The following is a 25,893-nucleotide window of genomic DNA, read 5'->3' as shown; positions in this document are numbered from 1 at the left end:
GAAAAAGCAGTAATCCCGTTGACTCGGTGCGGAGAAAAGGGCGGCCCGCCGGTCAGTCTCTCTTTTTTAGCAATTCGCTTTTTTATTAAACCGGAGGAAAAGTAAGCCCATATGGTAAACACGCTGCCCGTACGCAGGCAGCCTGGGTTCGTAATTTTTGCATCACTGTTTGGGCTGAGGAGAACGATATGGATGTATCTGGTGAGAACTGGGGAAACAAAGTAGGGACGACAGAGCGTGATTGTTCATGCGGTTCGTGGATGAATCACTGGGTCAAGATGACCGGTAAAGCATGGCCGATGGCGTGCTCTGTGGAAGGGTGCGATGAGAAAGCAACGCTGGGTGCGCATGTCTATCATGCCAACGTCGAGGGCGAGCGGATCGTACCGATGTGCGCTGGCTGCAACAAAAAAGGGGAGAAATTCAACCTGAAAGGCGGCACTTCGGTGCCTTCCGCACGCAGGGATGAGTGTGCCAGATAAGCGGTGAGGCCCGGAGATTAAAACAGGGTGCGGTGTCACCCTGTTTTAATCGTTCAGTTCAGCTCACGATCCGGCAGGGCGCGCCTTCCCAGCGGTAGCCGATGCCATACACCGAGCGGATGAACGGCTCGCCTTCCTCAAGCTGTTCCAGCTTGCGGCGCAGGTTCTTGATGTGGCTGTCGACCGTGCGGTCGGTAACGACGCGGTAGTCGTCGTACAGATGATTGAGTAGTTGTTCGCGCGACAGCACGATGCCGGGCTGCGTCGCCAGGGTTTTCAGCAGGCGGAACTCCGCCGGGGTCAGTTCCAGCGACTGGTTCTTGAAGCTGGCCTGAAAACGTCCTTCATCCACCACCAGATGGGCCTGATCGGCCTGTGGCGCGCTGTTGCGGTGGCAACGGCGCAGGATGGTTTTTACCCGGGCGACCACTTCCCGCGGGCTGTAGGGTTTGCAGATGTAGTCGTCAGCGCCGATCTCCAGGCCGAGCAGGCGGTCGATCTCTTCGATTTTGGCGGTCACCATGACGATGGGGACTTCGGAAAAGCGGCGGATCTCTTTGCACAGCGTCAGGCCGTCTTTGCCGGGGAGCATCAGGTCGAGGAGGATCAGGTCTGGGTTGTGCTGCTCCACGTAGGGGATGACGTCGTTGCCGTTAGCCAGCAGGTGCGGGCGATAGCCGCCGGCGATGAGATAGTCGATCAGCAACTGCCCGAGTTTGGGTTCGTCTTCGACGATCAGGATGTGTTGGCCGTCGGGGTTGAGGAGCGGGGGTGATGCGGGGATGTTCATGGGGGCTCCGCTTGGGGGAATAAGTTGGGGGTAGTATAGCGCAGGGGGGAGTGGGGGGAAGGGGGGGATTTCTTAATATGGTGGGGGGATTGAGTGGGGGTGGGGTTCCGTACGCAAAGGCTCCGGAGTTACATGGGATTCCTCTGCGGCGTACGGGCAAAGGGTGGCTGGGCGGCCACCCTCTGCACTCCCGCGCCCTGGGTGCGGGCCGCCTTTCCCGCCCGCTTCGCGGGTGCCTTCCTCTCCCTTCGGGCCTCATGGCACCGGCTGCGGAAGGGCATCCTGCCCATCCTCGCCTCTCGCCGCATCCCTGCGGCGAGTGCCGGCCAGAAGAGTTCGTCAGCGGTTCAGGAGGCCGGAGGCTTTAGTATTGTTTGTGTTTTTTCTGGGTTACTCCAAATCCAGTATTAGGGTGATAGCCAGGCCGCCCAGGGGGGAGTGGGCGGCGCTGATTTTGCCGCCGTGGGCTTCTACGATGTTGTGTACGATGGAGAGCCCCAGCCCGGAGCCGCCGCTGGCGCGGTTGCGTGATCCTTCCGCGCGGTAGAAGCGTTCGAATATCAGGGTTAGTTGTTCGTCGCTGACGCCCGGCGCGCTGTCCTGCCAGCACAGGAGCAGACGGCCGTTTTCCGTGTAGCCGTTGACCTCCAGCTGGCCGCCGGCGTCGGTGTAGCGCAGGCTGTTTTCGAACAGGTTGTTGAATAGCTGTAACAGGCGGTCCGGGTCGCCGAAGACCCTCGCTTCGTCCGGCAGTTTGGTTACGAGGCGGATGTCTTTGTACTGGAAACGTTCATGGAATGCGCCGGCGGTCAGTTGCAGCAGGTTTACCACGTCGATGCTCTGTTTGCGGTAGGCCAGCGCCCCGGCATCGGAGAGGGAGAGCTGATGCAGGTCGTCCACCAGTTTGGTCAGGGTGCTGACTTCCGCCTGCAGCGAAAGCAGCGAGTCCGGCGTCATTTGGCGAACGCCGTCCTGCAATGCTTCCAGTTCGCCGCGCAGCACCGCCAGCGGCGTGCGCAATTCGTGGGAGACGTCCGCCATCAGGGCGCGGCGTATCTGTTCGTTTTTCTCCAGGGTGATCGCTAACTGATTGAAATCCTGCGCCAGCCGGCCCAGTTCGTCGCGGGCGGAGGCGTCAACGCGGGTGGTGAAATCCCCGGCGCTCAGACGGTGCATGGCGTCAACCAGCCGCTTGACCGGCGCCAGCATGCTGCGCGACAGAAACAGCGTGACGCACGCCGCCAGCAGCGTGGCAAGAGCGACGATAAACCAACTGGTGCGCCGTTGCTGGTGGTCGAAGTTGATGTCGGCGTTGCGGGTCAGGCGCTCCGGCGGCGTCGATACCACCCAGCCGACGATTTGTTCCTGATAGCGGATCGGCTGGCGCACGCCTTCCCGCGGCGGCATACCGGGCGGCCCGACCAGCTTGCGGCCGTTGCCGTCCACCACCCAGAACTGGGTACGCCAGCCGTGCGGCGGCATGGTGCCGTGATGTTCGCTGTTTTGCTCGATGGCGCGCAGGATCTGAAACAGCACGCGATCGTTAGACTTAATGAACCGCCAACTGCCGTGAAGCTGATATTGATCCTCCAGCGCGCTGGCCAGCAGCGAAACGCGCTGCTCATTACCGTGCTTGATATAGTCAATGAATCCCCGCTCAAAGCTGACGCGCACGCCCCAGTGCATGGTGATCAACACCAGGATGCAGGTGGACAGAATGGCCAGAAAAAGCTTTCCGGTGATACCCAGTTTCATGACTGCTCCTTGGAACGGCGGCGGGAAGACTTCTCCAGCAGGCTGTTTTTTAACATGTCGTCGGGCACGCGCATAAAAATCAGCGCAGGCAGCGCGATACAGACGGAAACGCAGAGATAGGTGTACAAAAACGCCTGATGAATTTCCGGGCTGTCGGCGACAATCTGGTGATGCGCGAACATGCCCAGCAGAATACCGGCGATGCTGACGCCCAGGCTCATCGAAAGCTGCATCACCATCGACAGCAGGCTGTTGCCGCTGCTGGCGAGGTTATCGGGCAGGTCTTTCAGCGTCAGGGTGTTCATGCTGGAAAAACGCAGCGAGTTCACCATTCCGAGCACAAACAGCACCGGCACAATCAGGTATTTGCTGACGAACAGCGCCGAAACGGGGAGGGCGAGCGTGACCACGGCCAGCATCAGCGTGGCGCCGACCAGCGCCCGGCGGTAGCCGAAGCGGTTGACCACGCGCACCACGATGCGCTTCATGCTCATGCTGCCGATGATCATCGGGATCATCATCATCCCGGCATGAAATGGGCTGAACCCCAACCCCACCTGCAAAAATATCGGCGCCATAAACGGCAGCATACCGCTGCCGATGCGGCCGAGCAGGCTCCCCGAAAGGCCCAGCGTGTAGGTTGGCGTTTTAAACAGCTCCAGGCTGAACAGCGGCAGCTTCCCGTAACGTGCGTGCAGATAATACAGCAACAGCGCTACCGCGCCCGTCCCGGCCAACAAAGCGGTCGCTAACGGCGTCAGCCCCAGCCCTTTCTGCCCGTCGAGCGCCAGGGTCAGCGTCGCCATCCCCAGCGCCAGCATAATAAAGCCGCTGATATCGAACTTACGGGTCTGCGTAGTGTAATTCGGCATCAACCACAATGTAGCGATGGCACCGACGATACCGACCGGCAGATTAATCAGGAAAATCCAGTGCCAACTGGCGTACTGCACCAGAAAACCGCCCAGGGTCGGCCCGACCAACGGCCCGATCTGCCCGGGCAACGTCACAAAGGTCATGGCGGCCATATACTGATCGCGCGGCACGATTTTCATCACGGTCAAGCGCCCGACGGGCACCATCATTGCCCCGCCGACGCCCTGCAACACACGCGCCATAATCAACTGATCGAGCGTCTCTGCCCGCGCGCAAAACAACGACCCGAGGGTAAACAACACGATGGCGCTAAAAAACACCCGCTTCACGCCAAACCGATCGGCCAGCCACCCGCTGGCGGGCAACATCACCGCCACGGTCAACACATAAGAAACGATGACCGACTGCATATGCAACGGACTCTCGTTCAAACTGGCCGCCATCGACGGCAAGGCCGTATTCACGATAGTGGTATCCAGCGTCTGCATAAAAAAGCCGAAAGCTACGATCCACAACTGCCACCGAACCGAAGCCGCGTGCTCACGCATAACTCACCCCGATACAAATCTTAAAAGGAGACAAACAATACAAACCACTCCGAAACCACAAACAAAAAACCACAAACCACTCAAAAGCCTCCGGCCTCCTGAACCGCTGACGAACCCTTCGGGCCGGCACTCGCCGCAGGGATGCGGCGAGAGGCGAGGATGGGCAGGATGCCCTTCCGCAGCCGGTGCCACGAGGCCCGAAGGGAGAGGAAGGCACCCGCGAAGCGGGCGGGAAAGGCGGCCCGCACCCAAGGCGCGGGAGTGCAGAGGGTGGCCGCCCAGCCACCCTCTGCCCGTACGCCGCAGAGGAACCTCATATAACCCCGGAGCCTTCGCGTACGGAACCCCTCCCACAAAAAAACCTCTCCCCAAAGCCCCCGGCCTCCTGAACCGCTGACGAACCCTTCGGGCCGGCACTCGCCGCAGGGAAGCGGCGAGAGGCGAGGATGGGCAGGATGCCCTTCCGCAGCCGGTGCCATGAGGCCCGAAGGGAGAGGAAGGCACCCGCGAAGCGGGCGGGAAAGGTGGCCCGCACCCGAGGCGCGGGAGTGCAGAGGGTGGCCGCCCAGCCACCCTCTGCCCGTACGCCGCAGAGGAACCTCATATAACCCCGGAGCCTTCGCGTACGGAACCCCACCTTCCTCCCAAAGATCCCCCTTCACCGAGGAATCCCCTCCAACCCCTTCCCTCGACTAAACCTCCCCCTCAACCGATCAAAATACAAATACACCACCGGCGTGGTATACAACGTCAACAACTGACTCACCACCAACCCTCCGGCAATGGTAATCCCCAACGGCTGCCGCAACTCTGCCCCATCCCCGCTGCTGAACGCCAGCGGCAGCGCCCCGAACAACGCGGCCAGCGTGGTCATCATAATCGGGCGAAAACGCAGTAAACATGCCTGATAGATCGCATCCCGCGGCGATATCCCGCCATTCCGCTCCGCCTCCAGGGCAAAATCCACCATCATAATGGCGTTCTTCTTCACTATCCCAATCAGCAACATAATCCCGATCAGGGCGATCAAACTGAACGGCGCGCCGAACAACTCCAGCGCCAGCAGCGCGCCCACGCCTGCCGAGGGCAGGGTGGAAAGGATGGTCAGCGGATGCACATAGTTTTCATACAAAATCCCCAGCACGATATACACCGTGGCGATCGCGGTCAGGATCAAAATGATTTGTGACTTCAGTGTTTCCTGAAACACCTGGGCGGTGCCGGCAAACACCCCGCGCACCGTCGGCGGCACGCCGAGCGCGGTCATGGTGCGGGTGATGGCGTCCGCGGCGTCCGACAGCGCCCCGCCTTCCGGCAGGTTGAACGACACGGTGGTCGCGGCCGACAGCCCCTGGTGGCTGACCTGCAACGGCGCGTTGGCCGGGCGCCAGCTGGCGAACCAGGAAAGCGGGACCGGCTTGCCGTCTTTGTTGATGACGAACATCTTGTCGAGCGAGCTTTCGTCCTGGGTATAGGGCGGCGCGACTTCCATCACCACGTGATACTGGTTCATGGCCTGATAAATGGTAGAAACCTGCCGCTGGCCGAAGGCGTTATTCAGCAGGCTGTTGGCCTCGCTGACGTTGATCCCCAACCGTGACATGCTTTCGCGGTCATACACCAGATCCAGCTCGGAACCTTTGTCCTGCTGATCGGAACTGACGTCCTCGACCTCCGGGATCTTCGACAGCGCCTGCACGATCTTCGGCGTCCAGGCGCGTAAATCCGCCAGGTCGTCCGACAGCAGCGTGTACTGATAGCTGGCGTTGCCCTGACGCCCGCCGACGCGGATGTCCTGCACCGCCATCAGGAACAGGCTGGCCCCCGGCTCTTTGGCGAGCTTGGCGCGCAGGCGCGCGATGACCGCCTGGGCGTTGTCTTTACGTTCGCCCAGCGGTTTGAGCGAAATAAACATGTTGCCGCTGTTGGTACGCATGCCGCCGGTAAAGCCGGTGACGTTATCCACGTCCGGATCGTCGCGCACGATCTTCATGAAATCCTGCAATTTACCGCGCATCGCCTGGAAGGAGATGCTCTGGTCGGCCTGAATAAAGCCCATCAGGCGGCCGGTATCCTGCTCGGGGAAGAAGGTTTTGGGAATGATGACGTACATCCAGACGTTAAGCCCGATGGTGGCGACCAGCACCAGCAGCACCCACGGCGAATGGTTCAGCGTCCAGTTCAGGCTGCGGCCGTAGCTTTGCTGCAAACGCAGCAGCACTTTGCCGAAGCCACGGATGCGCTCCTGATGGCGGGCAGGGCGCTGTTTGAGCAAGTGGGCGCACATCATCGGCGTCAGCGTCAGCGAAATCACCAGCGAAATGCCGATCGCCACCGAAAGCGTCACGGCGAATTCGCGGAACAGGCGGCCGGGCAGGCCTTCCATCAACAGCAGCGGAATAAATACCGCCACCAGCGACAGGCTCATCGACACCACGGTAAAGCCGACCTCGCGCGTGCCGATCAGCGCCGCTTTGTGCGGCTTCATCCCGGCTTCGACGTGGCGTGAAATATTCTCCAGCACCACGATGGCGTCATCCACAACGAAGCCGGTGGCGATGGTCAGTGCCATCAGCGACAGGTTGTTAAGGCTGAAACCGCAAAAGTACATGGCGCTGAATGTCCCGATCAACGACACCGGCACCGCGACTGCCGGGATCAGCGTGGCGCGGCCGGAACGCAGGAACAGGAACACCACCATGATCACCAGGGCGACGGCGATAGCCAGCGAATTCTCCACCTCCGCCAGCGAGGCGCGGATGGTCGGGGAGCGATCCTGCGCGACATTCAGCGCGACGGAGGCCGGGATGGTGCTCTGCAATTCAGGGATTTCTGCACGAATGCGGTCAACGGTTTCGATGATGTTGGCGTCGGCGCTGCGGCGGATCATGATCAGGATGGCCGGTTTGGCGTTGGTCATCCCCGCGTTGCGCAGGTTCTCCACCGAATCCTTCACCTCGGCGACCTCGCTGAGGCGCACCGGCGAGCCGTTGTTGTAGTGGATGATCAGCGGCTGGTAGTCGGCGGCGGTTTTGATTTCGTCATTGGCCTGTACCTGCCAGCGGGCGGCGTCGGTTTCAATTGCGCCCTGCGGACGGCGGACGTTGGCGTTGGAAATGGCCTGCCGCACCGCGTCGAGCGAAACGCCCTGATTAAACAGCGCGCCGGGGTTAAGCTCTACACGCACCGCGGGCAGCGAGCTGCCGCCGATGGAGACGTCGCCCACGCCGTCGATCTGGGCGATTTTCTGCGACAGTTGGGTGGAGGCCAAATCGTACAGTTCGCCCTGACTGTAGGTGTCGGAAGTCAGGGTCAGGATCATGATCGGCGCGTCGGACGGGTTGGCCTTGCGGTAGGTCGGACGGCTCGGCATGCCGGAAGGCAACAGGCTCTGGGCGGCGTTGATCGCCGCCTGCACGTCGCGGGCGGCGCCGTTGATGTCGCGGTCGAGGTTGAACTGAAGGATCACGCGCGTGCTGCCCAGCGAACTGGTCGAGGTCATTTCGTTCACCCCGGCGATGCGGCTCAGCGCGCGCTCCAGCGGCATCGCCACCGAAGACGCCATGGTTTCCGGCGAGGCGCCGGGCAGGCTGGCGCTGACTGAAATCACCGGGAAATCCACCTGCGGCAGCGGCGAAACCGGCAGCAGGCGGAAGCCGATGATGCCGCATACCGCGATGGCGAGCGTCAGCAGCGTGGTGGCTACCGGCCGGTTGATGAACAGGGAGAAGAATTTCACCCGGCGTCCTCCTGTTCCCCGCTTTGCAATGAATGGCGCGTGTTATGGGCGAAACGGTCGAACAGCAGGTAGATCACCGGCGTGGTGAACAGGGTCAGGATCTGGCTCATGATCAGGCCGCCGACCATACAGATCCCCAGCGGCTGGCGCAGTTCGGCGCCGACGCCCTGGCTGAGCATCAGCGGCAGCGCGCCCAGCAGCGCCGCCAGGGTGGTCATCAGTATCGGACGGAAACGCAGCAGGCAGGCCTGATAAATCGCCTCGCGCGGCGGCAGCCCCTGCTCGCGTTCGGCGGCCAGCGCGAAGTCGATCATCATGATGGCGTTCTTCTTCACGATGCCGATCAGCAGAATAATGCCGATGATGGCGATGATATCCAGCTCGTTGCCGGCCATAAGCAGCGCCAGCAATGCCCCCACGCCCGCGCTGGGCAGGGTGGAGAGAATGGTGACCGGGTGAATGAAGCTTTCGTACAGGACGCCCAGCACGATGTACATGGCGAAAATCGCCGCCAGAATCAGCCACAGGGTGCTGGTCAGCGCCGACTGGAAGGCCAGCGTCGCGCCCTGGAAGTGGGTGATGATGTCGCCGGGCATCGACAGTTGCTGTTCCGCCGTGGTGATGGCGCTCATCGCCTGCTCCAGCGAATAGCCGTCGCTGACGTTAAAAGAGATGGTGGTGGAGGGGAACTGATCAACATGGTTGATGGCGAGCGGGCCGAAGCGTTCCTCGATTTTGGCGATGGCGTTGAGCGGCACGTTTTTGCCGTCGCTGCCCGCCAGGTAGATATCGTTGAACGCATCCAGCCCCTGCTTGTTGTCCTGAATATGCTCCATCACTACCCGGTATTGGTTGGACTGGGTATAAATGGTGGAGATCAGCCGCTGGCCGAAGGCGTTATACAGCGCGTTATCGACGTCCGACATCTGAATGCCCAGCCGGCTGGCGGTGTCGCGGTTGACGTTAACGAACGCCACCAGGCCCTTGTCCTGCCAGTCGCTGCTGACGTCGCCCAGCGCCGGCGACTGCTCCAGCTCCGCCATCAGCTTAGGCACCCAGGTGCTGAGCTGCTCCAGCGACATCGCCTGCAGGGTGAACTGATACTGGGTGCGGCTGGACTGGGTTTCGATGGTCAGGTCCTGCGCGGGTTGCAGATAAAGCTGCACGCCCGGCTGGCCCAGGGAAAGTTTTTGCAGGCGCTCGATGATGGCCGGTACGCGGTCGTCACGCTGGTCCAGCGGCTTCAGGTTGATCTGGAAGCGGCCGACGTTGAGCGTGGCGTTGGTGCCATCCACCCCGATAAACGAGGTCAGGCTTTCCACATCCTTGTCCTTCAGGATTTCCTGCGCCAGCTGTTGCTGGCGGCGCGCCATATCGGCGAAGGAGACCGACTGCGGCGCCTGAAGCGTGCCCTGAATCAGGCCGTTATCCTGCAACGGGAAGAAGCCCTTGGGAATGAAAATGTACAGCAGCACCGTCAGCACCAGCGTGCTGAACGCCACGCCGAGGGTCAGTATCGGGTGGTTGAGCACCACCTTCAGCCACTCGCCGTATTTCTCGATCACACGCTCGAAGAAACGTTCACTGGCGCGCGAAAAACGGTTCTGACGGCGCAGCGATTCATGGCTGAGCAGGCGGGCGCACATCATCGGCGTCAGGGTAAGCGACACCACGGCGGAAATCAGGATCGCCACTGCCAGCGTGATGGCGAACTCGCGGAACAGTCGGCCGATGATGTCGCCCATAAACAGCAGCGGGATCAGCACGGCGATCAGCGAAAAGGTAAGCGAGATGATGGTGAAGCCGATTTCGCCCGCGCCCTTCAGCGCCGCGTTGAGCGGGGATTCACCCTTTTCGATGTAACGCGAAATGTTTTCGATCACCACGATGGCGTCATCCACCACGAAGCCGGTGGCGATGGTCAGCGCCATCAGCGTCAGGTTGTTGATGGAGAAGCCGAGGAAATACATCACGGCGAAGGTGCCGACCAGTGACAGCGGCACCGCCACGCTGGGAATCAGGGTGGCGGGAATATTGCGCAGGAACAGGTAAATCACCATGACCACCAGGGCAATAGCCAGCAGCAGCTCAGCCTGAACGTCGCTGACCGACGCGCGGATGGTGGTGGTGCGGTCGGTCAATACCGACATCTTGACCGACTTGGGCAGGCTCTGCGTCAGCTGCGGCAGCAGCGCCTTAATGCTGTCGGCGGTGGTGATGACGTTCGCGCCCGGCTGGCGCTGTACGTTCAGGATGATGGCCTGCTGGTTGTTGGCCCAGGCGGCCAGCTTGGTGTTCTCCGCGCCCTGTTCGACGCTGGCGATGTCGCGCAGGCGCACCGGCGCGCCGTTGGCGTAAGCGACGATCAGGTTGCGGTAATCCTCGGCGGACTTCATCTGATCGTTGGCGGAAAGGGTAACGGCGCGCGTCGGGCCGTCGAGGCTGCCCTTGGCGGAGTTTACGTTGGCATTGGCGATCGCGGTGCGGACGGTTTCGCTGTCCAGCCCGTAGGCCGCAACGGCCGGGGCGTTCAGCCGCACCCGCACCGCCGGGCGCTGGCCGCCGGAGATCGTTACTAGGCCCACGCCGCTGACCTGCGAAATTTTCTGCGCCAGACGGGTTTCCACCATGTCTTCCACCTGGGTCATCGCCACCGCGTCGGAGGTGACCGCCAGCGTCATGATCGGCGGGTCCGCCGGGTTCACCTTGCTGTAAATGGGCGGATAGGGCAGGTCGTTGGGCAACAGGTTGGTGGCGGCGTTGATCGCTGCCTGCACTTCCTGCTCCGCCACGTCGAGATCGAGCGTAAGCTGGAATTGCAGCGTGATGACCGACGCGCCGCCGGAGCTTTGCGACGCCATCTGCTTCAGGCCGGACATCTGACCGAACTGGCGTTCCAGCGGCGCGGTAATGGCGGACGTGGTGACATCCGGGCTGGCGCCGGGGTAGAGGGTGATCACCTGAATGGTGGGGTAGTCAACTTCCGGCAGCGCGGAAACGGAAAGTGCGCGATAACCCACGATCCCCGCCAGCATAATGGCGACCATCAGCAGAGTGGTCGCTACCGGGCGCAGGATAAACAGGCGGGAAGGGCCGCCTCCGTGTTCGGGAACCGTTTCACTCATCGGTTACTTCTCCTGCCGTGCGGGGCGGGCGCCTTCTGCGCGTGCGGGTTTGGCTTCGCCGCCGGCGGAAGCGGACACGGGCTGAACCACCTCGACCTGCATGCCTTCGGTCAACTGGTCGATGCCGTCGGTCACCACGCGTTCGCCGGCGCTCAGTCCGCCGGTGATCACCACGTTTTCCGCGGTGCGGGTGCCGGTGGTCACCAGATGTTTGCTGACTTTGTTCCCTTCGCCCAATACCCAGACGAAGCTGCCTTCATTGCCCATCTGCACCGCGGCGGCCGGCGCGACGACGGCGTTATCCTGGGTGGACACTTTCAGCCGGGCGTTCACGAACTGGTTGGGGAACAGGATGTCGTCCTGATTATCGAAGCGCGCCTTGATTTTGATGGTGCCGGTGGTGGCGTCGATCTGGTTGTCCAGGCTCAGCAGCGTACCGGTGGTCAGCAGGTTCTGATTGGCGCGGTCCCAGGCTTCCACGGTTAACGGGCCGGATTTTTGCGCCAGCTGAATGCTGCGGATATCGCTTTCCGGCAGGGTAAACAGCACGTCGATAGGATGGGTTTGGGTGATCACCACCAGGCCGGTGCTGCCGCCGCTGGTGATGTAGTTGCCTTCGTCTACCAGTTTCAACCCGACGCGTCCGTCGATCGGCGCGGTAATGCGGCTGTAGGTTAACTGAAGCTTGGCGCTGTCGACGGCGCCTTTATCCGCTTCGATGCTGGCCTGGGTTTGGGTGACCAGCGATGCCTGGGTATCCAGCTCCTGGCGCGACACCATGTTGGTTTTCGCCAGCGACTGATAGCGGGCCAGATCGCGTTTGGCGTTCGCCAGAATCGCCTGATCTTTGGCAAGCTGCCCCTGTGCCTGCGTCAGCTGTACCTCGAACGGGCGCGGATCGATTTCGGCCAGCAAATCGCCGGCCTTCACCTGTTGCCCTTCGGTGAAATGGATTTTCATCAGTTGCCCGTCGACGCGGCTCAGCACAGTAACGGTATTGGCGGCGGTAACGGTGCCCAGCCCGCTCAGATAGTTGGGGACATTTTCGCTGCGGGTTTCCGCAACCTGTACCGGAGAACGCCTCATCGCCCGCCGCCCGCCCCCTTGCCCGCCGCCGGGCTTTTGCGCCTGCGCGCCTGCGCCGCCCTGCGCCGGTGATTCGGCGGCATCGCCGCCGCTGAAATAACGCCAGGCGAAAACGGCGCAGACCACCACCACGCCGGCGATCAGCCATGGGCGTACACGGGATGAACTTTTGGGTTTGGCATTCATTGTGCTTCGCATCTCCGGTATATCCCAATCTGACGACGGTCAGCGGGAATAAAATCAATAATCGTCGGGCCAGGGCTTGCCCCCGTACGCCGGCAGCGAAGCCGCATGTTGCCGGCGCTTCCTGCCTGTGAAACCCGCCGCTTTCGGGGCGGATTCCAGCTATTTATTCCATTTACGCATTCTAAATACCCTCATTGAGATAAAAATGAAGGAAATATGGAAATTCTGTCAGACGGCGTAAGGCCGGAACGCCCCGGCTGCACCCGTGTTGCCGCCGCTTATCACTGCGTCCTTATAACAGATTGTTATCTCCCGACGATAAAATTTCTGTTAATAATACACTCCGTAACTTTCTATTTCCCTTTACGTAACAGGAGTCTCCCATGAATAAACGCGAACTCGGTCGTTCCGGTATTCTGGTCCCGTCGCTGACCTTCGGCGGTAACGTTTTCGGATGGACCATTGATGAAGCCGCATCGTTCAGCATTTTAGACGCTTTGCTGGAGCATCAGCTGAACTTCATCGACACCGCTGACGTTTACTCTGCCTGGGTTACGGGAAATCACGGCGGCGAATCGGAAACGATCATCGGTAACTGGCTGAAAAAGAGCGGCAAACGCCAGCAGATTATCCTGGCGACGAAGGTCGGCAAGCCGATGGGCGAAGATAAGAAGGGGCTTTCCGCTCGCTATATCCGCCGGGCGGTAGAGGATTCCCTGCGCCGGTTACAGACTGACTACATCGATTTCTATCAGTCCCATGAGGACGACCAAAGCGTGCCGCTGGAAGAGACGCTGGTTGCGTTTGATGCGCTGATTAAAGAAGGAAAGGTGCGCGCCATCGGCGCCTCCAACTACAGCGCGGCGCGGCTGACGGAGGCGCTGCGCGTCAGCGACGAACTGGGCGTGGCCCGCTACGAAACCCTGCAACCGGAATACAACCTGTACGACCGCGCGGGTTACGAAGCGGAGCTGGAAGACGTGGTGCTCGACGAAGGCGTGGGCGTCATTAACTACTATGCGCTGGCCAGCGGGTTCCTTTCCGGCAAATACCGTACGCCCGCTGACGCCGATAAAAGCGCGCGCGGCGCCAGCGTGGTGGCGAAATACCTTAACCCGCGCGGCGAACGCATCCTGAAAGCGCTGGATGAAACGGCGGCTGAGCTGCGGGCGCAGCCGGCCCAGGTGGCGCTGGCCTGGCAAATCGCCCGCCCCGGCATTACCGCGCCCATCGTCAGCGCCACCTCGCTGCAACAGCTGGACGAAGTGGCCGGCGCGGCGCGCCTGACGCTTTCCGCCGCGCAAATTGAGCGCCTGAATCAGGCCAGTGCTTATTAAAGCACCAACGGGCCGTGAAGCGTGAGGTTCGTCAGTGACACGGCCTGTTTTTTCCCGCAATATCAGGAAGCACGCAACCTGAAAGTCTCCTAATCAAGAGGTGTACAACATGCTGAATGTCAATGAGTATTTTGCAGGGAAAGTGAAGTCCATCGGGTTTGACAGCGGCAGCATCGGCCGGGCCAGCGTTGGGGTAATGGAGGCGGGTGAATACACCTTCAGCACGGACAAGCCGGAGGAGATGACGGTAATAACCGGCGCTTTGCGGGTGTTGATTCCCGGCGCGCCGGACTGGCAGGTCTTTATGCCGGGAGAAACCTTTTTTATTCCGGGACACAGCGAGTTTAATTTACAGGTAGCTGAAGCAACCTCGTATCTGTGCAAATATCTGAATAAATAACGGTCTGATTAAATCGTCCGGGGCCGGTTTTCCGGCCCTTTCTGTTTTCCAGTCCGCTGGAATGAAATCCCGCTGATCTCCGTCCTTGAAGGCCTGTTTTTTCCTGCCTGTTGGAATCAATGTACTTTCTGCTGGAAAACGCGTCCTCACGCCATATTTTGAGAGATGGCTAGCGATTTTTCTTCCTGAGTCATGCTATTAACGCAACATTGAAATTATAAAACGTCGTTTCATGTATTGACTGAAGGAGAATCCCGCTATGACGCATTCATCCCGCTTCGCTGGTGTCTGGTGCCCCTCAGTGACGCCTTTCGACGAGAACGGACGACCGGATTTGGCGGCGCTGGAGAAACATCTGCAACGGCTGGAACAGGCGGGCACCGATGTCGTGTTACTGATGGGCAGCATCGGCGAATTTCCGTCCCTGACGCTGGACGAACGCCTGGCCCTGATCCGCGCGGCGAAAACGATGACCGGGGTGCCGATGGTCGCCAACGTGTCCGCCACCTGTGTACCGGACATGCTGCGGTTGGCTGACGCCGCGTATGAAAACGGTTACGATGCCGTGATGGCGCTGCCGCATTACTACTTTCACCAAACGCCGCGTCAGTTGCTGGGCTATTACCGCGCGCTCGGTGAAAAGCTGGCCGGCAAGTGGTTCGCCTACAACTTTCCGGCGCGTACCGGCTGCGATCTCGACGCGCCGCTGGTGGCGCAACTGGCGCAGGAATTTCCGGATTTTGCCGGTATCAAGGACACGGTAGACTGCCAGTCGCACACCCGTGCGCTCATTCTGGCGACGCAGGCGGTGCGCCCTGATTTCGCCGTGCTGTCCGGTTATGACGAATACCTGATTCCCAACCTGCTGGCCGGCGGCGCCGGCGTGATTTCCGGGCTGAATAATATCGTTCCCGCGTTGTTCGTCCGGGCGGTGCAGGCCTGGCGTGACGGCGATCTGGCGTGCCTGCGCCAGATTCAGCGCGATATTGGCAGGCTGTCGGCGATTTACACGATCGGCGATGATTTCGTGACCACCATTAAAACCGCGGTGGCGCGCAAATTCGGCTATATGGGAGCGGCATCAAGGAATTACGGCGGCGCGCTGACGCAGCAGGAGTGCGCGGCGATCGACGCGTTGTTTACGGATTTTGAACAATAAAGGGAGGCCATATGGTCCAGAGAATGATCTTGAATGAAACCGCGTACTTCGGTGCGGGCGCGATAGGCAGCATCGTTGACGAAGTGAAGCGGCGCGGATTCCGCAAGGCGCTGGTGGTGACAGACGCGGATCTGATGAAGTTTCGCGTGGCGACGAAGGTGACGGACGTGCTCGATTCGGCCGGCCTGGCCTACGAAATTTTCGACCGGGTGTTGCCGAACCCGACCATTGAGATGGTGCAGGACGGGGTTGAGGCGTTCCGGCAGGCCGGGGCGGATTACCTGATCGCCATCGGCGGCGGTTCTCCGCAGGATACCTGCAAAGCCGTCGGCATTATCATCGCCAACCCGGAATTTGCCGACGTACGCAGCCTGGAAGGCGGCGCCGCCACCAAAAATCCGGCGGTGCCGATGATTGCGGTGCCGACTACGGCAGGCACCGCGGCGGAAGTGACCATTAACTACGTGATTACCGACGTCCAAAACCGCCGTAAATTCGTGTGCTATGACCCGCACGACATCCCGGTGGTGGCGATTATCGATTCGGACATGATGGCCAGCATGCCCGCATCTCTGAAGGCCGCGACGGGCGTGGATGCCCTGACGCACGCCATTGAGGGCTATATCACCCGCGGCGCGTGGGAGCTGACCGATATGATGCACCTGAAGGCGATTGAAATTATCGGCCGTTCGCTGCGCAAGTCGGTGCAGGGCGACAGTGAAGGCGCGGAGGGGATGGCGCTGGGGCAGTATATTGCCGGAATGGGCTTCTCCAACGTCGGGCTGGGGCTGGTGCACGGCATGGCGCATCCGCTGGGCGCGTTCTACGGCACGCCGCACGGCGTGGCGAACGCGGTGCTGCTGCCGCATATCATGGCGTGGAACTCGCCGCACACCGGAGAGAAATACCGGGATATCGCGGTAGCGCTGGGCGTGAAAGAGGCTGCAAATATGCCGCTGGAGAACGCCCGCAGAGCTGCGGTGGACGCGGTATTGCGCCTGAATAACGACGTCGGCATTCCCGCGCGCCTGCGGGACGTGGGGATGCAGCAAGCGGATATCGATGCGCTGGCGCAGGCTGCGCTGGAGGATGTGTGCACCGGGGGCAACCCGCGTGACGTCACGCTGGAGGATATTAAGGCGCTGTACCGGGCATTGTATTAAGGCGGGTGCCGGAAGCCCGGATTACGGGCTTCCAACTGGCGTGATTAACGCTGGGCTTCGCCGCCGAGAGCTTCGATCAGGTTTTTGATTAACGCGGCCAATTCTCCCGTCATCAGGATAAAATCGGCGTCGAAGCGCTGGGCGTAGTCGTCGCGGTCGATATCTTCGTTTTGCTCACGGATCACGTCGGCAAACTTCAGGCGCTTAAGCGAGCCGTCATCCGCCAGCACCAGCGAGATCCGCTCCTGCCAGTCGAGCGCCAGCTTGGTGACCAGCTTACCGGCCTCAATGTGCACGGCGATTTCATCGCTTCGCAAATCCTGTTTCTTGCAGCGGATCACGCCGCCGTCTTCCAGCAGCGCTTTCAGCTCGGCTTCATCCTGCAGGGCGAACCCGGCGGGAATGTCGCCGGAGCGTACCCATTCCGTCAGCGTCAGCTCGATCGGGCTTTCCATCGTCAGCGGCACTACCGGCAGCGAACCAAGGCTTTTACGCAGCAGCGCCAGCGTATCTTCGGCGCGCTTGGCGCTGGCGGCGTCCACCATAATCAGGCCGTTAACGGTGTCGATCCACATCCAGGTCTGGCTGAAACGGCTGAAGGCGCGCGGCAGCAGGCTGTGCAGCACTTCGTCTTTCAGCGCGTCCTTCTCGGTTTTTTTCAGCTTGCGGTGTTGCTCGCCTTCCAGCTTCTCGATCTTGGCCTGCAGGGCCTGCTTGAGTACCGGAGACGGCAGGATTTTTTCTTCCTTGCGCGCGCAGACGATGATCTGACCGTTGGCGGTGTGGGTCAGGGCGTCGGAGCCTGAACCCATCGGGGAAACCCAGCCGGTTTTCGCCATGTCCTGACTGCCGCAGGGGGTGAACGAGAGTGAATCCATCTGCTTTTCCATCTCGTCCGCCACCAGATGTACGTCGCGGCTCAGGCGGTAAATAAGTAAGTTTTTAAACCATAACATAGCGTTGCCCCCGATCCGGGCAACGGGTGCCCGGGTTGATAATATTTCGTCAGTCCGGGCGGCATGATAGCGAATTCGCCGTGCCGGCTGTAGTGTTTCGTTGCCGCCCGGCCTAAAATCCCTGAGAGACGATTGAATGAAAAGGGGAACGGCGTGCGTATCGGTATTGATTTAGGCGGCACCAAAACGGAAGTGATTGCGCTGGGTGACGGCGGCGGCGAACTGTTCCGGCAGCGCGTGGCGACGCCGCGCGGCGATTATGCGGGAACCGTTGAAACGATTGCTGGGCTGGTAGAGCAGGCCGAGCGTCACACCGGGCGCAAAGGCAGCGTGGGCGTTGGCATTCCGGGCACGCTTTCGCCGTTTACCGGGCTGGTGAAAAACGCCAACTCGGTGTGGCTGAACGGTAAGGCGCTGGATAAAGATCTCGCCGCGCGCCTGCAACGCGAGGTACGTCTGGCAAACGACGCCAACTGCCTGGCGGTGTCGGAAGCCACCGATGGTGCGGCTGCCGGGGAACATTTGGTATTTGCGGTGATCGTCGGCACCGGCTGCGGTTCCGGCATCGCCATTGACGGCAGGGTGCATGCGGGCGGTAACGGCATTGCCGGCGAATGGGGGCATAACCCGCTGCCGTGGCTGGATCGGGAGGAGGAATCGTTCCGGGATGACGTTCCCTGTTATTGCGGTAAACCCGGCTGTATCGAAACCTTCATTTCCGGCACCGGCTTTGAAACGGACTACGCGCGCCTGAGCGGGCAGAAGCGCAAGGGAGCGGAAATTATCGCGCTGGCGCAGCAGGGCGACGGCATGGCAGAGCAGGCGATGGCGAATTATGAGCGGCGGATGGCGAAAGCGCTGGCCCACGTCATCAACATCATTGATCCGGACGTGGTGGTGCTCGGCGGCGGCATGAGCAACGTGGAGCGGCTGTATCAGACGGTGCCGGGGCTGATTGCGCCCTGGACCTTCGGCGGTGAGTGTCGCACGCCGTTGCGTAAGGCGTTGCACGGGGACTCCAGCGGCGTACGCGGTGCGGCGTGGCTGTGGCCGGCATAAGGCTTTGCCCGCGCCCGTAACACGGCGCGGGCACCATCGCGGGAACAGAGATAAGAAAACCATCGCAAGAGTGCGCCTTGATTGAGCCAATAATGTGTTAATGTGATGCAAAATACTTATTTGCTTGGTTTCTTCTTATGCTGTGGATACTGCTGGCGTTATCGCTTCTGCTTTTGCAATGGAATAAACGTTTATCGTTAGTCTCATTATTATTAGCCGTCATTTTTGCTATTCGCAGCGGCGTGCTGGCATGGCCCGCGTGGTCATTTATTTTATTGCTTTTCCTGGCTGCGGTTTATTCCCGTCGTATTCCCCGCGGGCGATATCGGCAGGTGATGATTGAGGGTGTGATGCTTATCAGCGCGGTCGCGCTGATGCTGCATGTGATACCGGGATTTAATAATCTCAGGGTGCTTCACCTTGTTCAGCCCGGGCCGGAAAGTATGGCCTTTTCGATGTATTTCAATTTTGATAAGGCATTGGTTCCGTTCGTTTTATTGGTCGGCTTGCGGACTCTTTTCGTCAGCGAGCCGCAGTATCGGCCTTCCGTGTGGCTGTGGGGCTTATTAGTTCTTGCCGTTCCGGCGCTGTTGCTTATTGCGGTGGTTGCGGGAGGACTGAAATTTGAACCGCATCAGCCGTCCTGGCTATTACAGTTCATGCTGGCAAATATCTTTTTTGTCTCTCTGGCGGAAGAGGCATTATTTCGCGGTTATTTGCAGCAGCGGCTCGGGAAAATTATGCCACCCGTCGCTGCGCTGATTATTTCTGCCGGACTTTTCGGTGCCGTTCATTATGCCGGCGGCACTTTGTTGATGATATTTGCGACGCTGGCCGGCGTGATATACGGCCTGGCATGGATGTGGAGCGGGCGGCTGTGGGTGGCGGTGCTTTTTCATTTCGGACTGAATCTTTGTCATTTACTCTTTTTCACTTATCCGGTGATGCTAAAAGCGGCCGGTTAAGCGCCTGTTTGGCGCAGCGTGATCGGGATTCCATGCACAGGAATTTTGTCTTGCCAACAATAAAAATACTGTTTATAAAAACAGTAAATCACTATCATGGAGAGACGGCATGGAACTGAAAATTGAAACCCGCGCTGCACGTACGTTTGCTGGCATTCGTAAAGTCGGCCCGCTGGATAAGACGGTATATGAAGGGTTTAACGAGCTGATGGCGTGGGTCGAACGCCATAATGTCACCTGCGGCGAGTGGATCGCGGTGTATTACGACAACCCGCATGATGTCCCGCCGGAAAAGATGCGGGTGGATACCGTGCTGACCGTGGCGGATGACTTTGTGCTGCCGCCGGGCAGCGAAGGGTTGCGCATTGATACGCTGGAAGGTGGGTTGTATGCCGTGGCGCGCGCCCATATTACCGACGGTGATTTTGGCAAGCCCTGGGCTGCTTTCTTCAATGAACTGTTGCCGGGCAGCGGCTATGTGCCCAGCGGCGGATCCTACTATGAGGAGTATCTGAACGACGGTTCAGAAAGCGGGATATGGGACTTCGATATGTGCGTCCCGGTGAAAAAAATATAATGCGGCAGAGGAGGGAGGCGGCCTCCCTCCTGATAATTACTTGTTTCTGAAGTCGATGACCATCCGGCCCTGAATTTTTCCCTGTTCCATTTCAGTGAAAATGGTATTGATGTCTTCAACCGGGCGCATAAAGACCTTCGGCACCACTTTGCCTTCCGCCGCGAACTGGAAGGCTTCGGTCAGATCCTGACGGGTGCCGACCAATGAACCGACGACCTGGATGCCGTCCAGCACCAGGCGGGGAATATCCAGGCTCATTGATTCCGGCGGCAACCCGACGGCAACGACACGGGCGCCGGCGCGAACCGCATCCACCGCAGAGTTGAATGCGGATTTTGCAACGGCCGTTACCACCGCCGCATGCGCGCCGCCAACCTTCTCCTGAATGATCTTCGCCGCGTCTTCGCTGCGTGAGTTGATGATGAGATCGGCGCCGGTTTCTGCGGCAAATTTCAGCTGTTCATCGTTGACGTCAATGGCGATCACTTTGGCGTTAAAGACGTTTTTGGCATATTGCAGCGCGAGGTTGCCGAGGCCGCCCAGCCCGTAAATGGCAATCCACTGGCCCGGTTTGATGAGGGAAAGCTTAACCGCTTTGTAGGTCGTTACACCGGCGCAGGTGATGCTGCTGGCTTCGGCGGAGCCCAGGCCGTCCGGCACTTTCACCGCATAGTCGGCCACGACGATGCATTGTTCGGCCATTCCGCCGTCGACGCTGTACCCCGCGTTTTTTACTGTACGGCACAGGGTTTCATTGCCGCTGTTACAATATTCACAATGCCCGCAACCCTCATAAAACCACGCCACGCTGGCACGATCGCCGACTTTCAGGGAGGTGACGCCGGGGCCGACTTCGGTGACAACGCCAACGCCTTCGTGGCCCAGCGTTACGCCGGTTTTGTCTCCGAAGTCGCCGTTCTTCACATGCAGGTCGGTATGGCAAACACCACAGCAATCCATTTTGAGCAGAGCTTCACCGTGTTGCAGGGGACGTAGTTTTTTGTCCTTGATTTCGACGCGATGATCCTGGGTTACTACAGCTGCTTTCATGATTGGTTCCTCATTTTGGCGCAAAATAATTGAGTTTTGTGATAATCCATCTTTTATAATTTAAATGAATTAATGTGTTACCTTTTTAACTTTGCATGCGAGTTTTCAATAATTCAACAAAATACTTTTCTTTTTGTGAGGGATTGCGGAGGAAATTATGGCGTCAGAGGAATGAAAAGGCGTTGTTGCGCAAAAATTGTGCCTATGGCAGGATGTGCGCGTTTTATGTTTCCGTCTCATCATCAATAAGGAGGTTTATCATGACTTTTACATCATCCCCGTTTTACGGATCGGTACAGGCTTAAGAGTCTATCCCGGCAGTTTGCCTTTTCCCGCACGTCAGCCTGGCGGGATAGACTCTTCATAACTTACGGCCATTTTTGATGACAGTGTGCCGTCCCCTCCTGCTCCGATCCTGATCCGCTATTTTTTGTAACGATCACACAGGATTGATCTATGGGCACAGATTTTTGCTCGGTTCCGGCATGCGTCAATATTATCGCGACGGAACACACCTGGATTGAAGGAAAAGCAATCCAACAACTCGAAACAACCGCCCGCCTGCCGGGAATGGTGCGCGTGGCCGGCATGCCCGATCTGCATCCGGGGCGCGGGTATCCGGTTGGCGCGGCGTTTTTTTCCCGCTCCCGCTTTTATCCGGCCCTGGTCGGCAACGATATTGGTTGCGGTATGGCGCTGTGGCGTACGGGGCTGACCGCCGGCAAGCTGTCGGCGGATAAGCTGGAAAAACGCCTCGGCAGCATTGATATGCCGTTAGCGGAGGATGAACTGCCGCAGGATGCGCCGGCGCATTTTCGTTATGCGTTAGGCACCATTGGCGGCGGTAATCACTTTGCGGAACTGCAGCAACTGGATGAGGTTTATCAGCCGGAATGGCTGGAACAGCGGCAGCTTTCAACCAAAGAACTGCTTTTGCTGGTACACAGCGGTTCACGCGGCCTGGGGCAGGCCATTCTGGAACAGCACGTGCGTGCGTTCGGCCACCAGGGGCTGGAGGAAGAAACCCCGGCGGCGCAGAACTATTTGTTGCAGCATCAGCAGGCATTGGCGTTTGCTGAACTGAACCGCCGCCTGATTGCTCAGCGTATGCTGGCTCGCTGGCGCGGAGAAGGCAGCTGTTTGCTGGACGTGAATCATAATCTGGTTTCGCGCTGTGAGATTGACGGCGTGACGGGCTGGCTGCATCGCAAGGGGGCGACGCCTGCGGACGGCGGGCCGGTGATGATCCCCGGTTCACGCGGTGACTACAGCTATCTGGTGCAGCCGGTTCCCGCCGCGGACAGCCTGTATTCTCTGGCGCACGGCGCGGGGCGTAAGTGGATGCGCGGTGAATGCCGCGACCGGCTTTCGTCCCGCTATAACGTGCAGCAACTGACGCGCACCCGTTTTGGCAGCCGGGTGGTGTGTCAGGATAAGCAACTTATTTTTCAGGAGGCGCCGGAGGCCTACAAGCCGATTGACAGCATCATTGAGGCGCTGCAACAGGCCGGGCTGATCGTACTGATTGCCCGTCTGACGCCGGTTCTGACTTACAAAGTGCGCGGGGAGGAAGCATGATTTTATTACAGCTTTCCGCCGCGCAGGGGCCGGATGAGTGCATGATGGCCGTTGCCAAAGCCCTGGCGCGGCTTACCCGTGAGGCGGCGGAGGCCGGCGTCACGCTGGATCTGCTGGAGGCGGAAACGGGGCGGCGCGAGGGAACACTGCGTTCGGCGCTGGTGGCGTTGAGCGGCGGGCAGGAGGCGCAGGTGGCCGACGCCTGGAGCGGGACACTGCTGTGGATTTGCGACAGCCCATGGCGCGGCGGCGGCAGCCGGAAAAACTGGTACATCGGCGCCGCCCGCGTTGCCATGCCGGAAACGTTGCCGGATGAGGGGATTCGTTTCGACACCCTGCGGGCATCGGGGCCGGGCGGGCAACACGTGAATAAAACCGAGTCTGCGGTACGGGCCACGCACCTCGCCAGCGGAATCAGCGTAAAGGTGCAGAGCGAACGCAGCCAGCATGCCAATAAGCGTCTGGCGCGCTGGCTGCTGGAACACAAGCTGAAGCAGGTGCAACAGCAGCAGCAAGCCGGAATAAAGGCTGAGCGGCGGATGTTTCATCATCAGCTGGAACGGGGAAACCCGACGCGGGTGTTTAAAGGCAAGGCATTCAGCGGATAACAGATTGTCAGCCGCCGCAATGCGGCTGACATCAAAACAGCGGCGTCTGTCGTTCCGGCGCCTGCAGTAACTGAACGGGGATCGCTTGCGCAGGCCCGAACAGAAACAGGCTTTGCGGATCGTGTTTCTTGTAGTTCGCCGCCGCCAGCGCATGATTGAAGGTGGCGTAGCAATAGGTGCAGCCATGCAGGCAGGTATTGTACGCGCCGATGTCGATGCTTTTTACACAACCGCAGGCTTCCCGCTGCCCTGCATCCTTAGCGTGGCTGACGTCAATGCCGAACACTTGTTTGATCAGTCTGTCGTCAATGCATTTGCCGGGCTGGATGCCGTATTGCGCCAGCCGGACGTTTTCGGCGCAGGTGAAGATTTCCATTCCGCAGCGCGCGGCGATTTCCGCCAGCGCCTGAGCCAGCGTCGTGTAGGCGCTTTCATCCTGCAAAATATCCCGGTAGCTGAGGCCGTTCACGGCGTTCAGGTTTTTTTCCGTCTTCTTATAAAAGTCAACGAAGCTGATGACGACCCGGTGAGTGTAACCGCGCAGGCTCTGCGCCAGCTTGGTGAAAAGCCGGATGTGTTCATGCAATGGCAGCAGGTTGGAAAGCAAAATGGGATCGTAACGCCAGACAATGCTGTCACTGCCGACTGCCTGCGATAATGCCCTGAATGTCTCTATCGACTTATAGGGACTGACGTTTTTTTCCTCCAGAACGCGCGGATAGCCGGTGAGGGTGTACTGGAAATAAAAGCGATGCCCCAGTTGCCGGAGCTCCGGTAAATAAGGCATAAGTTTTCGCGGGTTGCGTGTCCAGAAGACGATAACCTCTGTTTCCTCCGGCAGCAGCGACACCCGGCTGATTTGCCGGTAGTTGAACGGATTGCGCGTCAGCAAAAAGCCCGCCCGAATGCGGTTGATAAACCATTCGGCGTAAAACGCGGGAATGTCCGTTCTGCGACTGGCGCTGATAATCATGGTGCATAGCCCGGTGGTAGATTAACGTGAGGTTGCTTTTGAGTGATAAGTATACATATCACAAATTGTTAAAACTAAGGATCGTCCCAAAAAGAAACGCAGTAAGGTGATAGTTCACGTAATCACATCACGAAAACTTGCTAAAGGAAATGGCTGATGACAATCGTACTGAGTGCCAGCGTTGGTTTGGGAGGAGCGAATAAGCCGGAAGAGGTCAGGCTGGTACGCCAGCAACTGAACGCGCATTTCGCCAGGGTGAAAACATTACCGCAGATCGCGCAGGGTACAATGGCAGATGAAGAGCTGTATAAAGCGATTCGTATTTTGCAGTTTGCCATGGGGATAAAGGCGCCGGACAGCGTCATCAGTCCGGGCGGAAGAACGTTAAAAACGCTGAATACCGCGCCGGAGGTTTATAAAATGGAAGGCCGGACGATTCGGGGCCATCAGGAAGGACTGCCCGGCAACGTGCAAAAGCGCAATCTGGTGAATACCAAAGCCGTCAGCCACGATCAGAGTACGGCGTGGGCATACGACGTCGCGAAGGATGACTTCCCGGTCAACTCAAATAAGTGCAATAAATTCGTTTATGACGTGATAAAAGAAGCCGGGCTGGATGCCTATGTGACTATCCGCGGAGCCAAGCGCGCACCGCTGGCGGCGGAATGGGCGGATAAAAATACCTATATTCCTAACTGGCGGGTATTATCTACGGATGAGAAACCGGCTAAAGGGGATGTGGCTGCTTATCCTTTATCCTCCGGTGGCAGCAGTTATTCCGGACATACCGGATTTATTGTGTTCCTCAATGGTACGTTGACCAACATCAGCGCGCATGGTACTTCTGTTTATTCGACCGTTGGGCAATTTGAAAATAACATCGACACGCGTTACAGACGATATATCGGAGCATAATGATGATAAGGAAATATTTTATCGGGATGTTACTGTTGCTGTTCCCCCTTATATCCGGCGCAGCACGTACCATTATTATTGATATGCCGGCAGGGAAAAATGGCGTGGTGGAGTACCGGGTCGATGGTAGAGCGCTGAGTTTTGAACAGTTGGGCGACACGCTGAATAAATGGTTGCTTGCTGAGCCGGGTAAGGTCAATGAGTCACATGTTGCCGTATTAACGAATGGTAAAGCGCCGTTAGCCGCATTGTATAATATTAATGGATTGCTCCTGCAGGTGGGATTTAGTCATCCGCGTTTTTTCTATACGTCTGAGGGAACATCTAAGCTGTCTGAAATTCAGATTAATTATCGTCCGTTGATTATGAAGAATGAGTTACAGAGTGAATTGACGGCCAAATAATAATTCAGCATGGTTATTTGCGGCAAAGAGGAATAAAAGGGCGCCTGAGCCGCTGAACCTGACACCCAGAAGCGCGGGGAAAATTCCCCGCGCCGGGCCCTTACCTGGATTCGTAAGCCGTGAAGGCAGCGACCTCAGTTTGCCCGCTTCGGATGCGGATTT

22 protein-coding genes are annotated in these 25,893 nt (G+C 59.0%); 12 read left to right on the top strand and 10 right to left on the bottom strand.

The window, feature by feature from the left end:
* The first annotated feature begins 188 nt into the window (after positions 1 to 188).
* Positions 189 to 482 (top strand): hypothetical protein, encoded by a 294-nt coding sequence (locus C8D90_RS10505; RefSeq protein WP_147291353.1) that lies wholly within the window; start codon positions 189 to 191, stop codon positions 480 to 482.
* A gap of 58 nt (positions 483 to 540) precedes the next feature.
* Here C8D90_RS10505 and baeR read toward each other — a convergent pair whose 3' ends face one another.
* The 6 genes from baeR to C8D90_RS10460 form a co-directional block, all read right to left on the bottom strand.
* Positions 541 to 1,272, bottom strand: a complete 732-nt coding sequence (gene baeR, locus C8D90_RS10500) for an envelope stress response regulator BaeR (protein ID WP_115458395.1) — start codon at positions 1,270 to 1,272, stop codon at positions 541 to 543.
* A gap of 390 nt (positions 1,273 to 1,662) precedes the next feature.
* Entirely contained in the window at positions 1,663 to 3,027 is a 1,365-nt protein-coding gene (gene baeS, locus C8D90_RS10490; RefSeq protein WP_115458393.1) for an envelope stress sensor histidine kinase BaeS, read from the bottom strand.
* Positions 3,024 to 4,451: a multidrug transporter subunit MdtD gene (gene mdtD / locus C8D90_RS10485; protein ID WP_115458392.1), complete on the bottom strand. Its 1,428-nt coding sequence runs from the start codon at positions 4,449 to 4,451 to the stop codon at positions 3,024 to 3,026. Before mdtD ends, baeS begins: the two co-directional genes overlap by 4 nt.
* Before the next feature lie 658 nt (positions 4,452 to 5,109).
* A complete protein-coding gene (gene mdtC / locus C8D90_RS10470; RefSeq protein ID WP_115458389.1) occupies positions 5,110 to 8,190 on the bottom strand; it encodes a multidrug efflux RND transporter permease subunit MdtC in 3,081 nt (1,026 codons plus the stop codon).
* Positions 8,187 to 11,315, bottom strand: coding sequence for an MdtB/MuxB family multidrug efflux RND transporter permease subunit (locus C8D90_RS10465; protein WP_115458388.1), 3,129 nt, complete (start codon positions 11,313 to 11,315; stop codon positions 8,187 to 8,189). Before C8D90_RS10465 ends, mdtC begins: the two co-directional genes overlap by 4 nt.
* A gap of 3 nt (positions 11,316 to 11,318) precedes the next feature.
* A complete protein-coding gene (locus C8D90_RS10460) occupies positions 11,319 to 12,587 on the bottom strand; it encodes an MdtA/MuxA family multidrug efflux RND transporter periplasmic adaptor subunit (RefSeq protein ID WP_115458387.1) in 1,269 nt (422 codons plus the stop codon).
* Between the two features lie 383 nt (positions 12,588 to 12,970).
* Here C8D90_RS10460 and C8D90_RS10455 point away from each other — a divergent pair, with 383 nt between their 5' ends.
* The 4 genes from C8D90_RS10455 to fucO all read left to right on the top strand — a co-directional run bounded on the left by C8D90_RS10455 (position 12,971) and on the right by fucO (position 16,646).
* Positions 12,971 to 13,924: an aldo/keto reductase gene (locus tag C8D90_RS10455; RefSeq protein WP_115458386.1), complete on the top strand. Its 954-nt coding sequence runs from the start codon at positions 12,971 to 12,973 to the stop codon at positions 13,922 to 13,924.
* Positions 13,925 to 14,033: 109 nt separating this feature from the next.
* Complete coding sequence (gene ppnP / locus C8D90_RS10450; protein ID WP_115458554.1) at positions 14,034 to 14,324, top strand: pyrimidine/purine nucleoside phosphorylase; 291 nt, start codon at positions 14,034 to 14,036, stop codon at positions 14,322 to 14,324.
* A gap of 259 nt (positions 14,325 to 14,583) precedes the next feature.
* The gene (locus C8D90_RS10445) at positions 14,584 to 15,483 is read left to right on the top strand and encodes a dihydrodipicolinate synthase family protein (protein WP_115458385.1); all 900 of its coding nucleotides are present in this window, start codon (positions 14,584 to 14,586) and stop codon (positions 15,481 to 15,483) included.
* Positions 15,484 to 15,494: 11 nt separating this feature from the next.
* On the top strand, positions 15,495 to 16,646 hold the full coding sequence (gene fucO, locus C8D90_RS10440; RefSeq protein ID WP_115458384.1) for a lactaldehyde reductase: 1,152 nt from the start codon (positions 15,495 to 15,497) through the stop codon (positions 16,644 to 16,646).
* Positions 16,647 to 16,690: 44 nt separating this feature from the next.
* Here fucO and rdgC read toward each other — a convergent pair whose 3' ends face one another.
* Positions 16,691 to 17,602, bottom strand: coding sequence for a recombination-associated protein RdgC (gene rdgC / locus C8D90_RS10435; protein WP_115458383.1), 912 nt, complete (start codon positions 17,600 to 17,602; stop codon positions 16,691 to 16,693).
* 153 nt (positions 17,603 to 17,755) lie between these two features.
* On the opposite strand from rdgC, the gene mak reads away from it, so the two are divergent.
* The 3 genes from mak (at position 17,756) to sbmC (ending at position 20,203) form a co-directional block, all read left to right on the top strand.
* Positions 17,756 to 18,661: a fructokinase gene (gene mak, locus C8D90_RS10430; RefSeq protein ID WP_115458553.1), complete on the top strand. Its 906-nt coding sequence runs from the start codon at positions 17,756 to 17,758 to the stop codon at positions 18,659 to 18,661.
* A gap of 140 nt (positions 18,662 to 18,801) precedes the next feature.
* A complete protein-coding gene (locus tag C8D90_RS10425; RefSeq protein WP_115458552.1) occupies positions 18,802 to 19,626 on the top strand; it encodes a CPBP family intramembrane glutamic endopeptidase in 825 nt (274 codons plus the stop codon).
* 109 nt (positions 19,627 to 19,735) lie between these two features.
* On the top strand, positions 19,736 to 20,203 hold the full coding sequence (gene sbmC, locus C8D90_RS10420) for a DNA gyrase inhibitor SbmC (RefSeq protein WP_115458382.1): 468 nt from the start codon (positions 19,736 to 19,738) through the stop codon (positions 20,201 to 20,203).
* 36 nt (positions 20,204 to 20,239) lie between these two features.
* Here sbmC and adhP read toward each other — a convergent pair whose 3' ends face one another.
* Complete coding sequence (gene adhP, locus C8D90_RS10415) at positions 20,240 to 21,253, bottom strand: alcohol dehydrogenase AdhP (RefSeq protein WP_115458381.1); 1,014 nt, start codon at positions 21,251 to 21,253, stop codon at positions 20,240 to 20,242.
* Positions 21,254 to 21,709: 456 nt separating this feature from the next.
* Between adhP and C8D90_RS10410 the strand changes: the two genes are divergently transcribed.
* The gene (locus C8D90_RS10410; RefSeq protein ID WP_115458380.1) at positions 21,710 to 22,831 is read left to right on the top strand and encodes an RNA ligase RtcB family protein; all 1,122 of its coding nucleotides are present in this window, start codon (positions 21,710 to 21,712) and stop codon (positions 22,829 to 22,831) included.
* Positions 22,828 to 23,439 (top strand): peptide chain release factor H, encoded by a 612-nt coding sequence (gene prfH / locus C8D90_RS10405; protein WP_115458379.1) that lies wholly within the window; start codon positions 22,828 to 22,830, stop codon positions 23,437 to 23,439. The genes C8D90_RS10410 and prfH overlap by 4 nt, the downstream gene beginning before the upstream one ends.
* 31 nt (positions 23,440 to 23,470) lie before the next feature.
* On the opposite strand, the gene C8D90_RS10400 is transcribed toward prfH, so the two are convergent.
* Positions 23,471 to 24,412 (bottom strand): DUF1848 domain-containing protein, encoded by a 942-nt coding sequence (locus C8D90_RS10400; protein ID WP_115458378.1) that lies wholly within the window; start codon positions 24,410 to 24,412, stop codon positions 23,471 to 23,473.
* Between the two features lie 156 nt (positions 24,413 to 24,568).
* Here C8D90_RS10400 and C8D90_RS10395 point away from each other — a divergent pair, with 156 nt between their 5' ends.
* Both C8D90_RS10395 and C8D90_RS10390 read left to right on the top strand, forming a co-directional pair.
* Positions 24,569 to 25,327 (top strand): CHAP domain-containing protein, encoded by a 759-nt coding sequence (locus tag C8D90_RS10395; RefSeq protein ID WP_115458377.1) that lies wholly within the window; start codon positions 24,569 to 24,571, stop codon positions 25,325 to 25,327.
* 26 nt (positions 25,328 to 25,353) lie between these two features.
* Positions 25,354 to 25,731 carry a hypothetical protein gene (locus tag C8D90_RS10390; protein ID WP_147291352.1) on the top strand — a complete coding sequence of 126 codons (378 nt, stop codon included), beginning with the start codon at positions 25,354 to 25,356 and terminating at the stop codon, positions 25,729 to 25,731.
* A gap of 100 nt (positions 25,732 to 25,831) precedes the next feature.
* Here C8D90_RS10390 and C8D90_RS22495 read toward each other — a convergent pair whose 3' ends face one another.
* Positions 25,832 to 25,891, bottom strand: a complete 60-nt coding sequence (locus C8D90_RS22495; protein WP_407920638.1) for a Hok/Gef family protein — start codon at positions 25,889 to 25,891, stop codon at positions 25,832 to 25,834.
* Between the last annotated feature and the right edge of the window lie 2 nt (positions 25,892 to 25,893).

It is taken from the genome of Enterobacillus tribolii, assembly GCF_003363015.1.
GTDB classification, from domain to species: Bacteria; Pseudomonadota; Gammaproteobacteria; order Enterobacterales; family Enterobacteriaceae; genus Enterobacillus; species Enterobacillus tribolii.
Note: the sequence above shows the minus strand (reverse complement) of the source record. Positions and strands in the feature narration are given on the sequence as shown.

Coding starts and splice junctions, on each gene's coding strand:
- C8D90_RS10505 (WP_147291353.1), top strand. CDS start 189: ATGGATGTATCTGGTGAGAACTGGGGAAACAAAGTAGGGACGACAGAG.
- baeR (WP_115458395.1), bottom strand. CDS start 1,272: ATGAACATCCCCGCATCACCCCCGCTCCTCAACCCCGACGGCCAACAC.
- baeS (WP_115458393.1), bottom strand. CDS start 3,027: ATGAAACTGGGTATCACCGGAAAGCTTTTTCTGGCCATTCTGTCCACC.
- mdtD (WP_115458392.1), bottom strand. CDS start 4,451: ATGCGTGAGCACGCGGCTTCGGTTCGGTGGCAGTTGTGGATCGTAGCT.
- C8D90_RS10465 (WP_115458388.1), bottom strand. CDS start 11,315: ATGAGTGAAACGGTTCCCGAACACGGAGGCGGCCCTTCCCGCCTGTTT.
- C8D90_RS10460 (WP_115458387.1), bottom strand. CDS start 12,587: ATGAATGCCAAACCCAAAAGTTCATCCCGTGTACGCCCATGGCTGATC.
- C8D90_RS10455 (WP_115458386.1), top strand. CDS start 12,971: ATGAATAAACGCGAACTCGGTCGTTCCGGTATTCTGGTCCCGTCGCTG.
- ppnP (WP_115458554.1), top strand. CDS start 14,034: ATGCTGAATGTCAATGAGTATTTTGCAGGGAAAGTGAAGTCCATCGGG.
- C8D90_RS10445 (WP_115458385.1), top strand. CDS start 14,584: ATGACGCATTCATCCCGCTTCGCTGGTGTCTGGTGCCCCTCAGTGACG.
- fucO (WP_115458384.1), top strand. CDS start 15,495: ATGGTCCAGAGAATGATCTTGAATGAAACCGCGTACTTCGGTGCGGGC.
- rdgC (WP_115458383.1), bottom strand. CDS start 17,602: ATGTTATGGTTTAAAAACTTACTTATTTACCGCCTGAGCCGCGACGTA.
- sbmC (WP_115458382.1), top strand. CDS start 19,736: ATGGAACTGAAAATTGAAACCCGCGCTGCACGTACGTTTGCTGGCATT.
- adhP (WP_115458381.1), bottom strand. CDS start 21,253: ATGAAAGCAGCTGTAGTAACCCAGGATCATCGCGTCGAAATCAAGGAC.
- C8D90_RS10410 (WP_115458380.1), top strand. CDS start 21,710: ATGGGCACAGATTTTTGCTCGGTTCCGGCATGCGTCAATATTATCGCG.
- prfH (WP_115458379.1), top strand. CDS start 22,828: ATGATTTTATTACAGCTTTCCGCCGCGCAGGGGCCGGATGAGTGCATG.
- C8D90_RS10400 (WP_115458378.1), bottom strand. CDS start 24,412: ATGATTATCAGCGCCAGTCGCAGAACGGACATTCCCGCGTTTTACGCC.
- C8D90_RS10395 (WP_115458377.1), top strand. CDS start 24,569: ATGACAATCGTACTGAGTGCCAGCGTTGGTTTGGGAGGAGCGAATAAG.
- C8D90_RS10390 (WP_147291352.1), top strand. CDS start 25,354: ATGTTACTGTTGCTGTTCCCCCTTATATCCGGCGCAGCACGTACCATT.